Raw genomic sequence first — 12,635 nt, 5'->3', positions numbered from 1 at the left:
TCCTTCACACCGACGCGGGCCGGCCGGGGCCGCCGCGCCGGTTCGGCCGCTGGCCCAGCGCCTCGTCGCGCACCCGGGCGCAACTGCGGCTGATCAGGCGGGAGACGTGCATCTGCGAGATGCCGAGCCGGTCCGCTATCCGGCTCTGTGTCATGTCCTCGAAGAAACGCATGTAGAGGATGGCGCGTTCGCGCTCGGGCAGCTTGCGCAGCCCTTCCTTGGCGGACTCGCGGTCGACGACGGTGTCGAACGAGGCGTCCGAGGCGCCGAGGGTGTCGGCGAGGCTGTAGCCGTCGTCGCCGGCCGACAGCTCGGCGTCCAGCGACAGGGTGCTGAAGCTCTCCAGCGCCTCCAGGCCGGCGCCGACCTCTTCCTCGGTGAGCCCGGTGTGGGCGGCGATGTCGGCCACCGAGGGTTCCGGGCTGCCGGGGTTCTGGGTGAGTTCGCGCCGGGCGACGCGGACCTTGTTACGCAGTTCCTGGACCCGGCGCGGGACCCGCAGGGCCCACATCCGGTCCCGGAAGTGCCGCTTGACCTCACCCGTGATGGTGGGTACGGCGTAACTCTCGAAGGCGCCCCGCTCCGGGTCGAAACGGTCGATGGCCTTCACCAGTCCCAGGGCCGCCACCTGCCGCAGATCCTCCACGGACTCCCCGCGGTCGCGGAAGCGGCCGGCGATCCGGTGGGCCATGGGCAGCCAGGCGGTGACGAGTTCGTCGCGCACCGCGTCGCGCTCGGGCCCGTCATCGAGGGTGGCGAGCCGGGCGAAGAGCGCCGCGGTGTCGGGTGCGTCGTCGTGCCGGCGCCGGGCGGACCCGGGGGCCTGCTCGGGGGACGGTTCGGTGGCGGTCGTGGGCTCGGCGGTGGCGGGACGGTCGGTGGGCGTGTCGATGAGCATGCGGATTCGCTCCTGAACGGTGGTCTCAGGGGACTTACCGCGGGAACGACGCCGGCCGGATCACATGGGTCCGAGCGGCCATGCCGCTCCCGCTGCTGCGCCTCCGGTCCGAAGCACGAAACTGCGACTGCCCTCACTTGGGGGGAACAAACTCCGCTTTTCCAAAAGTAACTAGGACAGCGGAACGAGAACGCTTATGCACTTGCCTCCGGAGGGCAGATCGCACACGTGGACGTCGCGGGCCAGCCGGCAGACGATCGGCCAGCCCCGGCCGCCCACCCGGCGGCGCCCCTGCGGGTCGGTCCGGTCCACGGCGACCGGCAGCCGGTCGCTGCGGTCGCTCACCGAGACCCGTATCTCGGGGCCGGTGACGTCGACCCGGAAGTCGGTGATGCCGCCGCCGTGCAGGATGGCGTTGGTGGTCAGCTCGGAGGCCACCAGCACGGCGTCGGACAGGGCGTTGGCGTCGTAGCGGGCGCGGCCCTGGCGGCAGCACTCGGCGACCGCGCGTTCCACGGCCCGGCGGGCCTCGGCGGGTTTGGGCGGCCGCGGCAACTGGCGCCGGCCGGTGCCGGCCCGCTCCGCGGCGGTATCAGTGGGGTGCCATTCGCACATCCGTCAGCTCCCTGGTCGATGGGCCAAGCCGGATACGGGCCGCGCTGTCGCGGCCTGCCATGAGAACCGGCTGACCTCTCCCCGCACCCCCAAACCTCCGGGCCCCCGTACGGCCCAACGGCCATTTCATGGGCGAGCGGGGGTACGCGAGTGGCATGACGGATGTTGTGGACTCGGACGAACTGCTGCGGCGGATGCGACGTGCGCGGGCCTGCGCGGCCCAGGAGGAGCAGACCTGGCGGGCCCGGCGGGAGGAACTGGACGGGGCCGATCCGGCGGCCGCCCGGGAGGCGGAGGTGCGCTCGCTGGCCTACGAGGCCGTCGTCCACGTCCTGGACGAGGTGCTGACCCCGGGCAACCGCACCCGGCGGAGCTGACCGGCCGGTCCGGCCGGGCGGGCGGCGGCGCGGTCCGATTGCGCGGGCGGCGACGGGGAAGCCGCACCGGCATGGCTGTCGATCACACCCGCGCACCCGTCCTGGAAGCCCTCGCCGAGTACCGCCGCGAGGGGCGGCTGCCGTTCACGCCCCCGGGGCACAAGCAGGCGCGCGGCGCCGATCCGGCGACGCGTGAGGTGCTGGGCGACGCGGTGTTCCTCGGGGACGTGCTGGCGACCGGCGCGCTGGACGACCGGCTCACCCGGGGCCGGGTGCTGGAGCGCGCCGAGGAGCTGATGGCCGACGCCGTCCACGCCGACCACGCCTTCTTCTCCACCTGCGGCAGCTCGCTGTCGGTCAAGGCGGCGATGCTGGCGGTCGCCGGGCCGCACGAGAAGCTGCTGATCGGCCGGGACGCCCACAAGGCGGTGGTCTCCGGCCTGCTGCTGGCGGGCATCGAGCCGGTCTGGGTCGAGCCGCGCTGGGACCCCGACCGGCACCTGGCGCACCCGCCGTCCGCCGAGGAGTTCGACCGGGCCTTCGCCGCCCATCCCGACGCCAAGGGCGCGCTGATCACCAGCCCGACGCCGTACGGGGCCGCCGCGGACCTGCGGGCGGTCGCCGAGGTCTGCCACCGGCGGTCGCGGCCGCTGATCGTGGACGAGGCGTGGGGCGCGCACCTGCCCTTCCACCCGGATCTGCCGTCGTGGGCGATGGACGCGGGCGCCGACATCTGTGTGACCAGCATCCACAAGATGGGCAGCGGCCTGGAGCAGGGTTCGGTCTTCCACCTCCAGGGCGACCTGGTGCCGCCGGAGCTGCTCGGGATGCGCGCCGACCTGCTCGGCACCACCAGTCCGTCGTCGCTGATCTACGCGGGGCTGGACGGCTGGCGCCGGCAGATGGCGCTGCACGGGCGGGAGCTGATGGGCGCCACGCTGGAGCTGGCGGCCGAGGTGCGGGCGGCGATCGAGGAGATCGACGGCCTGCACGTCAACGACCGGGCGGACTTCTGCGGGCCGGGCCGCGCCGACGACTTCGACCCGCTGCCCGTGGTGATCGACCTGTCGGGGCTCGGCGTCTCCGGCTATCAGGCGGCCGACTGGCTGCGCGAGCACCGGGGCCTGATCGCCCACATCACGGACCACCGGCGGATCGGCGCGCAGCTCACCCACGGCGACGACCGGGAGACCGCCGGGGAGCTGCTGGCCGCGCTGAAGGACCTCGCCCGGGTGGCGCCCTCGCTGCCGGCCGCGCCCGAGGTGGCGGTGCCGGTGCCGGACGAGCTGCGGATGGCGCAGGTCGCACTGCCCCGGGACGCGTTCTTCGGGCCGACCGAGGACGTGCCGCTGGAAGGGGCGGCGGGGCGGGTCGCGGCGGAGATGATCACGCCGTATCCGCCGGGCATCCCGGCCGTGCTGCCGGGCGAGCGGCTGACCGAGCCGGTGCTGCGGTACCTGAGCACCGGTCTGGCCGCCGGGATGTATCTGCCGGACCCGAGCGACCCGTCGCTGAAGACGGTCCGGGTGGTGGCGGAGTGAACGCGCGGGCAACACGGCCGTAACCCGCGTGAAACACGTCACGAATCCGGGTCCGGCGTTTCCGGAACCGCCCGAAATGGTTTAGCGTTCATCCATACGTGGTGACGGGGTCGACCTCCGCGGTCCCCCGGTACCACCGCTTACGGCCCTGGCTGGCTTCCCCCGTCCAGCCAGGGCTTTCTCATGCCCGCACCCGGCCCGCTCCCGCTCTCCACCGGCGGCCGGCGTGCCCGGCGAGACGGCAGCCGCTGAAATGGGCACAGGGTAAGCACCGGAACCGAACCGTCGGCGAGGAGCCCCGCCTCATGACCAAAGCGATAAAACTGCTCACCGCCCTCCCCCCGCCGCAGCGTGCGCGGCTGACCGCCCTCGCCCGGGAGGTCTCCTTCCCGGAGGACGCCAAGATCTTCGAGGCCGAGGCTCCCGCCGACCGCTTCTGGGTCATCCGCTCCGGCGCGGTCTCGCTGACCCAGAGCGTCACCCCGGTGCAGCAGGTCACGGTCGCCAGCCTCGGCGCCGGCGATCTGCTCGGCTGGTCCTGGCTGTTCCCGCCGCACCGGTGGGACTTCGGCGCGGAGGCGTTCAGCCCCGTGCGCGCCTACGAGTTCGAGGCGGCCCGGGTGCTCGCGCTGTGCGAGGAGGACCCGCGGCTCGGCCTCACCCTGGTCCGGTCGGTCGCCGAGATCCTCGCCCACCGGCTGGAGATGACCCGCGGCCAGCTCATGGAGCAGTACGCGCTGCACCGGCGCGGCTCCCTGTGAGGGCTCAGACCCGGTAGCGGCGCAGCCCCGGCACGGCGAGGGCCAGGCCCAGCATCACCGCGACGACCAGCAGTCCGCCGCCGGTCACGGCCGTGCGGGCGCCGAACGCCGAGCCCGCGGTGCCGTGCAGCACGTCGGCCAGGCGGGGGCCGCCCGCCACGACGACCGTGAAGACGCCCTGCATCCGGCCGCGCATCTCGTCGGTCGCGGCGGAGAGCAGGATCGCCCCGCGGAACACCATCGAGACCATGTCGGCGACCCCGGCCAGGGCCAGGAAGACCACCGCGAGCCACAGGTTGCCGCTCAGCCCGAACCCCGCGATGGCCGCGCCCCAGGCGACGACCGCGCCGATCACCATCCAGCCGTGCCGCCGGGCCCGCGAGAACGTGCCGGAGAACAGGCCCCCGGCCACCGCCCCGATCGGGATCGCCGCGAACAGCAGCCCGAGGGCGAGGCCCTCGCCCCAGGGGGCGTACGTCTCGGCGGCGAGCTGCGGGAACAGGGCGCGGGGCATGCCGAGGACCATGGCGACGATGTCGGCGAGGAAGGAGAGCAGCAGCACGGTGTGCCCGGCGATGTAGCGGAAGCCCGCCACCACCTCCCGGACGCCCGCGCGCCGCTTCGCGCCCGTCAGCGGCGCCAGCGCGGGCAGCCGGTACACCGCCCAGACGGTGACGCACAGGGCGAGGGCGTCGATGAGGTACAGCTCCGGCAGGCCGATGACCGGGATGAGCACACCGGCGAGCAGCGGGCCGACGACCTGGCCGGTCTGCATGACGGTGGAGCCGAGGGCGTTCGCGGCGGGCAGTTCGTCCTCGGGGACCAGCCGGGCGATGGAGGCGCTGCGGGCGGGGGCGTTCAGGCCCCAGAACGCCTGCTGGAGGGCGAGCAGCACCATCAGGACGGCCACCGACTCCAGGCCGGTGACGGCCTGGACCCAGAACAGCAGCGAGGTCACGGCTATGCCAGTGTTGGTGATCAGCAGCAGTTTGCGGCGGTCCATGGTGTCGGCGACCGCGCCGCCCCACAGCGCGAACACGATCAGCGGCAGCAGTCCGGCGAGGCTGGCCGCGCCGACCCAGGCCGAGGAGCCGGTGATGTCGTAGATCTGCTTGGGCACGGCGACGGCGGTGAGCTGGCTGCCGACGGCCGTGACGATGGTCGAGCTCCACAGCCTGCGGTAGGCGGGGCGGCGCAGCGGGCGGGTGTCCATCGCCCAGCGGCGCCAGCCCCGGCGCGGGGCCGGTTCGCTGCCGTCGGCGTCGGGGGTCTCGGCCCGGGGTGCGGTACTGCTGTCGCTGGTGTCCACGCGTTCCTACTTGGTCGCTACATCTTTCGATTCGGGGTTCACTATCCCAGGACGCGGCGGGAGGGGGGTGCGACGGGCGTCAGCTTCCGGCGAGCAGCGAGACACCGAGGGCGATCATGGTGACGGCGACCAGGCCGTCCAGCACCCGCCAGGCGGCGGGCCGGGCCAGGAACCGGCCGAGGAAGCGGGCGCCGAAGCCCAGCGCGGCGAACCAGACGAGGCTGGCGAGGGCCGCGCCCAGGCCGAAGGTCCAGCGCAGCGGGCCCCGGTCGGCGGCGACCGAGCCCAGCAGGAACACGGTGTCGAGGTAGACGTGCGGGTTGAGCCAGGTCAGCGCCAGGCAGGTGAGCACCGCCCGGCGCCGGGAGCCCGCCGCCTCGCCCTCCGCCCGCAGCGCGCCGCCCGGCCTGATCACCCGGCGGGCGGCCAGGGCGCCGTAGCCGAGCAGGAAGAGGCCGCCGATCCAGCCGACCGCGGTGAGCGCGCCCGGCCAGGCGACCACCAGCGCGCCGACCCCGCCGACGCCGAGGGCGATCAGCACCACGTCGGACAGGGCGCAGATGCCGACCACCGCGAGGACCGCGTCGCGGCGGACCCCCTGGCGCAGGACGAAGGCGTTCTGGGCGCCGATGGCGACGATCAGCGAGAGGCCGGTGCCGAAGCCGGCGGCCGCGGCGGTCAGGGCGTTGGTCATGCCCCCGACGCTAAGCGGACGATCACCGGGCGTACAGCTAAAGATTCTTACGTACCCTTAGCGTTCGTGATGACGACGGCGCTGGGTGACCTCCCGCTGGACCAGGTGCGGACGCTGCTGGCGGTGGTGGACGAGGGGACGTTCGACGCCGCCGCGGCGGCGCTGCACGTGACGCCCTCGGCGGTGAGCCAGCGGGTGAAGGCGCTGGAGCAGCGCACGGGCCGGGTGCTGCTGCTGCGCACCAAGCCGGTGCGGCCGACCGAATCCGGCGCGGTGCTGGTACGGCTCGCCCGGCAGGTGGCCCGGCTGGAGCGGGACGCCCACGCCGAGCTGGGGCTGAGCGGCGCCGGGGAGCCGACCCGGGTCTCGGTGGCCGTCAACGCGGACTCGCTGGCGACCTGGTTCCTGGACGCCCTCACCCGGGTGCCGCGCGAACCGGCGCTCTGCTTCGACCTGCGCCGCGAGGACGAGGACCACACGGCGGCCCTGCTCCGGGAGGGCGCGGTGATGGCGGCGGTGACCTCCTCTCCCGACCCGGTGCCGGGGTGCTCGGTGCGGCCGCTGGGGCGGATGCGGTACCTGCCGGCCGCGGCACCGGACTTCGCCGCCCGGTGGGTGACGGGCCGGCCGCTGCGGGAGGCGCTCGCCGGGGCGCCGGTGGTGGTCTTCGACCGGCGGGACGACTTCCAGGACGGGTTCGTGCGCCGGCTCGGCGGCGGGCGGGGCGCGGCGAGCCCCGCGCGGCACTACGTCCCCACCTCGGAGGGTTTCGCCCAGGCCGTCACCGCGGGCCTGGGCTGGGGCATGATCCCCGAACCCCAGGCCGTCCCGCTGCTGCGCGCCGGACGGCTGGCCGAACTGGCGCCCGGCCGCGTGGTCGACATCCCCCTGTACTGGCAGCAGTGGAAGCTCGACTCCCCCGCCCTGGCCACGGTCGCCGACGCGGTCGCCGAGGCGGCGGCGCACGCCCTGCGGAGTCGGTGAGCCGGCCGACGAACCGCGCGCCGCACGGAAGATCCGCCTGTTTCACACCGCTGTCGGGCGGCACCCGGAAAGGAGCAAGCCGTTCCGAGGACGCGATACGACGATCGCAGGTGACATTTGATGGACAACTGGCGTGAATTCGCAGCCTGCCGTGACGAGGACCCCGATCTCTTCTTCCCGATCGGCACCTCGGGCCCGGCCCTGCTGCAGACCGAGCAGGCGAAGGCGGTGTGCCACCGCTGCCCGGTCCGTGACCAGTGTCTGCAATGGGCGCTCGACACGGGTCAGTCCCTCGGCGTCTGGGGCGGGACCAGCGAGACCGAGCGCCGCGCGCTGAAGCGGCGGACAGGCGCCCGCCGCCGTTCGGGCTGACCGGGACCGCGGAACGAGGCGGTGGCCGCCCCCCACGGGGCGGCCACCGCCTCGTCGGCTTCAGTCACCCCCGCGGCGCAGCGTGCCCCACGGGCGCTCCTGGTGGTCCACCACGTCCCGGGCCTCCTGGATCACGGCGTCGTCGATCCAGTACAGCGGCTCGGCGTCGGTCACCAGCGGCTCGTTGTCCGGGCCCCGGCCCGTCTCCCGCCCGGTGAGCACCCACGCCCGCACGCCGGGGCCCTTGTCGTGGGGCAGATGGGCGTAGTCGTACAGCCGCCGGGCCACCCAGACCCGTACCGGGCGGTCCCCCCACCACTCCTCCACGTCGAGGGGGTTGGCGGAGAGGCCGGGCATCGCCACGCCCGTGAGTTCGTCGGTGCTGGACAGCTTGCGGAGGTCGGTCCCCGGGCCCCGGGACCAGCGGACGTACAGATCCTTGTGCCCTTCGACCAGGTCGACGACCTCGCCCAGTGTGCGCGCGAGCGGCAGCTCGTCCGGTGCGCTCATGTCCGATACCTCCTCATTGCCTTCAGGCCGACGGAGTACCCCCGCGACCGGCGGAGATTCGGGAAGCGGGCCGGCGGCATAGGCTCGGCGGAAGTACGCCGACCGTGGAAGGGGTCCGACCGTGAGCCTCCGGGTGCGCCGCGTCTACGAACCGTCCGAGCCGGACGACGGGGTACGGGTCCTGGTGGACCGGCTGTGGCCGAGGGGCCTGGCCAAGGACGCCGCCGACGTGGACGAGTGGCCCAAGGCCCTCACCCCGTCGACGCAACTGCGCCGCTGGTTCCACGCGGACGAGGGCTCCTACCGGGAGTTCGCCGAGCGGTACGCGGCGGAGCTGGCCGAGCCGGCGGCGGCCGAGGCCCTGGACGGGGTGCGCGAGCTGGTCCGCGAGGGCCCGGTGACCCTGCTGACCGCGTCCAGGACGCCTGAGCGCAGCCACGCCGCCGTGCTGGTCGACCTCCTCGGCGAGGAGAAGAACAGGAGCGGAGGCAAGGGCGAAGGCGGAGGCAACGGCAGCAGCGGCGGCAAGGGCAGGGGCGAAGACACGGGCAAGGGCAAGGGCTGAGCCGCGGGCCCGCTCATGCCGTCTGCCGGGCCGCCGCCCGGCCCGCCGCCCGCCCCGAGAAGAGGCAACCCCCGAGGAAGGTGCCCTCCAGCGCGTTGTAGCCGTGCACCCCGCCGCCGCCGAAGCCCGCCACCTCGCCGGCCGCGTACAGGCCCTCGACCGGCCGGCCGTCGGCGCCGAGCGCGCGGGAGTCGAGGTCGGTCTGGATGCCGCCGAGGGTCTTGCGGGTGAGGATGTGCAGCTTGACCCCGATGAGCGGGCCGGCGGCCGGGTCCAGGACGCGGTGCGGGGCGGCGACCCGGCCGAGGCGGTCGCCGAGGTAGCGGCGGGCGTTGCGGATGCCCTGGACCTGGGCGTCCTTGCCGAACGGGTTGGTCATCTGCAGGTCGCGGGCCTCGATCTGGCGGCGGATCGCGGCGGCGTCCAGCAGCGGCTCGTCGGTGAGCGCGTTCATGCGGTCGACGAGCTGTTCCAGGCCGGGCGCGATGACGAAGTCGGCGCCCTCGCGCAGGAAGGCGGCCACCGGTCCGGGGGCGCCCTTGCCGAGGACCCGGGTGCGCAGGAAGGCGGCGCGGTCCTTGGCGGTGATGTCGGGGTTCTGCTCGGAGCCCGACAGCGCGAACTCCTTCTCGACGATCCTGCGGGTCAGGATGAACCAGGAGTGGTCGTACCCCGCGATCTTCTCGTCGGTGCGCAGGTGCCTGAGGGTGCTCAGGGTGTCGTAGCCGGGCAGGCAGGGGTCGGGCAGGCGGCGGCCGAGCGCGTCGAACCACATCGAGGAGGGTCCGGGCAGGATGCGGATGCCGTGGCCGGGCCAGATGGGGTCCCAGTTGCGGACGCCCTCGGTGTAGTGCCACATCCGGTCGCGGTTGACCAGGCGGGCCCCGGCGGCGGCGCTGATGCCGAGCATCCGGCCGTCGACGTAGGCGGGGACACCGGTGATCATCCGGGCGGGCGGGGTGCCCAGGCGGGCGGGCCAGTGGCGGCGGACCAGGTCGTGGTCGGCGCCGATGCCGCCGGAGGTGACGATCACGGCCTGGGCGGTCAGCTCGAACTCGCCGGCCGGGTCGCGGTTGGAGGCGACGCCGCGGGGCGCGGTGTCCTCGGCGAGGACCGTGCCGCGGACGCCGCGTGCGGTGCCGCCCTCGACGATCAGTTCGTCGACGCGGTGGCGGTGGTGGAAGGTGAGCAGCCCGTCACGGGCGGCCTGCCGCGCGTACCGCACGAAGGGCTCCACCACGCCGGTGCCGGTGCCCCAGGCTATGTGGAAGCGGGGCACGGAGTTGCCGTGGCCGTGGGCGGTGAGGTCGCCGCGCTCGGCCCAGCCGACGGTGGGCAGCAGCTTGATGCCGTGTCCGTCCAGCCAGGACCGCTTCTCGCCGGCCGCGAACTCGACGTAGGCGCGGGCCCAGCGCACCGCCCAGGAGTCCTCGTCGTCGGTGCGGTCGAAGGCCGCGCTGCCCCGCCAGTCGTTCCAGGCCAGCTCGAAGGAGTCCTTGACGCCCATGCGGCGCTGCTCCGGGGAGTCCACGAGGAACAGCCCGCCGAACGACCAGAACGCCTGTCCGCCGAGGTTGGCGGCGTTCTCCTGGTCGACCAGGGCGACCCGGCGGCCCCGGGCGGTCAGTTCGTGCGCGGCGACCAGTCCCGCGAGGCCCGCTCCGACGACGATGACGTCGGCGTCCATGGCGATCGTCCCTTCCTCGTACCGTGATGCGTGGTGGTGTGCCGGGCCGCCGCGCGGTGTCTCATCGCGTCGCCCCGCCGCCCTCGGTGAGCAGCGCCCCGCCGCCCTCGGTGAGCAGCGCGGTCAGCATCCGGGCGAGCCGGTCCCGGGCCCGCTCGGTGTCCCGGTCCAGCAGCAGTCGGGCGGTGATCCCGTCGTAGGCGGCGACCACCGCGTGCGCGGCCCCCTCGGCGTCGCCGAGCACGGCGGGCAGCGGGGTGTGCCGGTGGACGCGGGCCAGCTCGCCGGCGATCGCCCGCCGCAGCTCGGCCCGGTGTTCCAGCAGGGTCCGGGCGACCTCCGGGGAGCGGGCGGCGTGCACCAGGAAGTCCGTCTTGACCAGCAGCCAGTCGCGGTCCAGGAGCAGCACCTCGGTGATCCGGTTCACCGCGGCCGGCACGTCCGGGTCGGGGCCGTCGGCGGCGAGGGCGGCGGTGACCTGCTCGGCGATCAGGTCGGCGCGCTGCCGGTAGAGGGCGAAGAACAGCTCGTCCAGGGTGGCGAAGTTGGAGTAGAAGGCGCCCCTGCTGTACCCGGCGGCCTCGCAGACCTCCTCGATGGAGACCCGGCCGAACCCCTTGGCGGCGAACACCGTGAACGCGGCGTCGAGCAGATTGGCCCGGGTGCGGGCCCGGCGCCTGGTCGTCTCCCCCGCCCGCACGGTCATGATCCGCCCTCCGTTCGATGCGCGACCGTATCGGATACGGCGGTGTATCGGAAGGGAGCCGGCAGCGCCGGAATCCGGTGGGAACACACTTTCGAATACGGAGTACGCTGGAGTCATGACCACGCACCTCCAGGGCTCCCTCTTCGACCAGACCGACCAGGTCCGGCTCGGCCCGCTCGACGGGACCCACCGGACCGTGCTGGGCCGCGGCGCCTGGATCGACGTCCTGCCGGGGTGGCTGACCGGGGCGGACACCCTCTTCACGCACCTCGCGGCCGAGGTCCCCTGGCGCGCGGAGCGGCGGGCCATGTACGACCAGGTCGTCGACGTCCCCCGGCTGCTGGCGTTCTACGGCGCCGGTGACGCCCTGCCGCACCCGGTGCTCGCCGAGGCACGCGCCGCGCTCACCGCCCGGTACGCCGGGGAACTGGGCGAGCCGTTCACCACCGCCGGGCTCTGCCACTACCGGGACGGCCGGGACAGCGTCGCCTGGCACGGCGACCGGATCGGTCGGGGGGCGCGCGAGGACACCATGGTCGCGATCCTCTCCGTGGGCGCGCCCCGGGACCTGCTGCTGCGCCCGGTGGGCGGCGGCGACACCGTGCGCCGCCCGCTGGGCCACGGCGACCTGATCGTGATGGGCGGCTCCTGCCAGCGCACCTGGGAGCACTGCGTACCGAAGTCCGCGCGGGCCGTGGGACCGAGGATCAGCGTCCAGTTCCGCCCGCACGGCGTCCGCTGAGCCCTCCCCCGCACGCGCCGTCCCGGTGGGCGGTGCCGGCGGCGGCCCCCGTCTGGTTGGCTGTCCCCGCGGGGGCCGGCGCGGGGACAGGGGAGAGCGATGAGCGCGGACGTACGGCAGGTCGGCGACGGCACCTATCTGGTGCACGGCGGCCACACCAACTGGGTGATCCTCACCGAGGGGGACGCGGTGACGCTGGTGGACACCGGCTACCCCGGGGACCGGCGGGCGCTGCTCGACTCGCTGGCCCGGGTGGGCGCCGCACCGGAGGCGGTGACGGCCGTGCTGATCACCCACGCCCACAACGACCATCTGGGCTCGGCCGAGTACCTGAGCGCCGCCCACGGCACGCCCGTCCATCTGCACGAGGCGGAAGTCCCGCACGCCCGGGGCGACTTCCTCCAGCAGGTCTCCGTACCGACGGTGCTGCGCAACAGTTGGCGGCCCGGCGCCCTGCCGTGGATCGCGCACGTCGTACGGTCCGGCGGCGCCGCCCGGCACCCGGTCACCGATCCCCGGGCGTTCCCGGGGCCGGGCGCCCTGGACCTGCCCGGCCGCCCGGTGCCGGTGCACACCCCCGGGCACACCGACGGCCACTGCGCCTACCACCTGCCCGACCGGGGGGTGGTCGTCTCCGGTGACGCCCTGGTCACCGGCCACGCCCTCGCCCGCACCGGAGGGCCGCAGCTCCTGCCCGGCATGTTCCACCACGACCGGGCCCGCACCCTGGCCTCGCTCGACGTCCTCGGACGCCTCGACGCCGACGTGCTGCTCCCCGGCCACGGCCCCGTCCACCGGGGACCGGTCGCGGACGCCGCCCGGCGGGCACGGGAGCGGGCCCTTCGCGGCGGGTAGGCGAGCGGGCCCTCTAAAG

The 12,635-nt window shown here is 74.3% G+C and carries 14 protein-coding genes and 1 pseudogene; 8 read left to right on the top strand and 7 right to left on the bottom strand.

Annotation, left to right across the window (positions count from 1 at the left end; all coding sequences use genetic code 11):
- Positions 1-4: 4 nt before the first annotated feature.
- Positions 5-898, bottom strand: coding sequence for an RNA polymerase sigma factor SigF (locus ACFY32_RS16335; RefSeq protein WP_359199034.1), 894 nt, complete (start codon positions 896-898; stop codon positions 5-7).
- Positions 899-1,069: 171 nt separating this feature from the next.
- On the bottom strand, positions 1,070-1,513 hold the full coding sequence (locus ACFY32_RS16330; RefSeq protein WP_359199037.1) for an ATP-binding protein: 444 nt from the start codon (positions 1,511-1,513) through the stop codon (positions 1,070-1,072).
- Positions 1,514-1,668: 155 nt separating this feature from the next.
- On the opposite strand from ACFY32_RS16330, the gene ACFY32_RS16325 reads away from it, so the two are divergent.
- From ACFY32_RS16325 to ACFY32_RS16315, 3 genes are all read left to right on the top strand, one after another.
- Positions 1,669-1,890 carry a hypothetical protein gene (locus ACFY32_RS16325; RefSeq protein WP_359199040.1) on the top strand — a complete coding sequence of 74 codons (222 nt, stop codon included), beginning with the start codon at positions 1,669-1,671 and terminating at the stop codon, positions 1,888-1,890.
- 71 nt (positions 1,891-1,961) lie between these two features.
- The gene (locus ACFY32_RS16320; protein ID WP_390674510.1) at positions 1,962-3,431 is read left to right on the top strand and encodes an aminotransferase class I/II-fold pyridoxal phosphate-dependent enzyme; all 1,470 of its coding nucleotides are present in this window, start codon (positions 1,962-1,964) and stop codon (positions 3,429-3,431) included.
- Between the two features lie 305 nt (positions 3,432-3,736).
- The gene (locus tag ACFY32_RS16315) at positions 3,737-4,192 is read left to right on the top strand and encodes a cyclic nucleotide-binding domain-containing protein (RefSeq protein WP_359199046.1); all 456 of its coding nucleotides are present in this window, start codon (positions 3,737-3,739) and stop codon (positions 4,190-4,192) included.
- Between the two features lie 4 nt (positions 4,193-4,196).
- On the opposite strand, the gene ACFY32_RS16310 is transcribed toward ACFY32_RS16315, so the two are convergent.
- Both ACFY32_RS16310 and ACFY32_RS16305 read right to left on the bottom strand, forming a co-directional pair.
- Complete coding sequence (locus ACFY32_RS16310; protein WP_359199049.1) at positions 4,197-5,501, bottom strand: MFS transporter; 1,305 nt, start codon at positions 5,499-5,501, stop codon at positions 4,197-4,199.
- Positions 5,502-5,580: 79 nt separating this feature from the next.
- The gene (locus ACFY32_RS16305) at positions 5,581-6,195 is read right to left on the bottom strand and encodes a LysE/ArgO family amino acid transporter (RefSeq protein ID WP_390674509.1); all 615 of its coding nucleotides are present in this window, start codon (positions 6,193-6,195) and stop codon (positions 5,581-5,583) included.
- Between the two features lie 69 nt (positions 6,196-6,264).
- On the opposite strand from ACFY32_RS16305, the gene ACFY32_RS16300 reads away from it, so the two are divergent.
- Positions 6,265-7,179: a LysR family transcriptional regulator ArgP gene (locus ACFY32_RS16300; protein WP_359199054.1), complete on the top strand. Its 915-nt coding sequence runs from the start codon at positions 6,265-6,267 to the stop codon at positions 7,177-7,179.
- Between the two features lie 120 nt (positions 7,180-7,299).
- Positions 7,300-7,551, top strand: a complete 252-nt coding sequence (locus tag ACFY32_RS16295) for a WhiB family transcriptional regulator (RefSeq protein ID WP_359199057.1) — start codon at positions 7,300-7,302, stop codon at positions 7,549-7,551.
- A gap of 60 nt (positions 7,552-7,611) precedes the next feature.
- Here the strand turns inward: ACFY32_RS16295 and ACFY32_RS16290 are convergent, their stop codons facing one another.
- Positions 7,612-8,061, bottom strand: coding sequence for a DUF6098 family protein (locus tag ACFY32_RS16290; RefSeq protein WP_359199060.1), 450 nt, complete (start codon positions 8,059-8,061; stop codon positions 7,612-7,614).
- Between the two features lie 121 nt (positions 8,062-8,182).
- Here ACFY32_RS16290 and ACFY32_RS16285 point away from each other — a divergent pair.
- Positions 8,183-8,539 (top strand): annotated as a pseudogene (locus tag ACFY32_RS16285) (DUF488 domain-containing protein); the annotation flags it as partial.
- A 100-nt stretch (positions 8,540-8,639) separates the two neighbouring features.
- Here the strand turns inward: ACFY32_RS16285 and ACFY32_RS16280 are convergent.
- Together ACFY32_RS16280 and ACFY32_RS16275 are read right to left on the bottom strand one after the other, a co-directional pair.
- A complete protein-coding gene (locus ACFY32_RS16280) occupies positions 8,640-10,313 on the bottom strand; it encodes an FAD-binding dehydrogenase (protein ID WP_390674508.1) in 1,674 nt (557 codons plus the stop codon).
- Between the two features lie 61 nt (positions 10,314-10,374).
- Positions 10,375-11,019 (bottom strand): TetR/AcrR family transcriptional regulator, encoded by a 645-nt coding sequence (locus tag ACFY32_RS16275; RefSeq protein ID WP_390674507.1) that lies wholly within the window; start codon positions 11,017-11,019, stop codon positions 10,375-10,377.
- A gap of 115 nt (positions 11,020-11,134) precedes the next feature.
- On the opposite strand from ACFY32_RS16275, the gene ACFY32_RS16270 reads away from it, so the two are divergent.
- The gene (locus tag ACFY32_RS16270; protein WP_390674506.1) at positions 11,135-11,761 is read left to right on the top strand and encodes an alpha-ketoglutarate-dependent dioxygenase AlkB; all 627 of its coding nucleotides are present in this window, start codon (positions 11,135-11,137) and stop codon (positions 11,759-11,761) included.
- 99 nt (positions 11,762-11,860) lie between these two features.
- The gene (locus tag ACFY32_RS16265; protein ID WP_390674505.1) at positions 11,861-12,616 is read left to right on the top strand and encodes an MBL fold metallo-hydrolase; all 756 of its coding nucleotides are present in this window, start codon (positions 11,861-11,863) and stop codon (positions 12,614-12,616) included.
- Positions 12,617-12,635 lie beyond the last annotated feature (19 nt).

Origin of the sequence: Streptomyces sp. NPDC000134, from assembly GCF_042899225.1 — a bacterium.
Taxonomy (GTDB): domain Bacteria; phylum Actinomycetota; class Actinomycetes; order Streptomycetales; family Streptomycetaceae; genus Streptomyces.
Note: the sequence above shows the minus strand (reverse complement) of the source record. Positions and strands in the feature narration are given on the sequence as shown.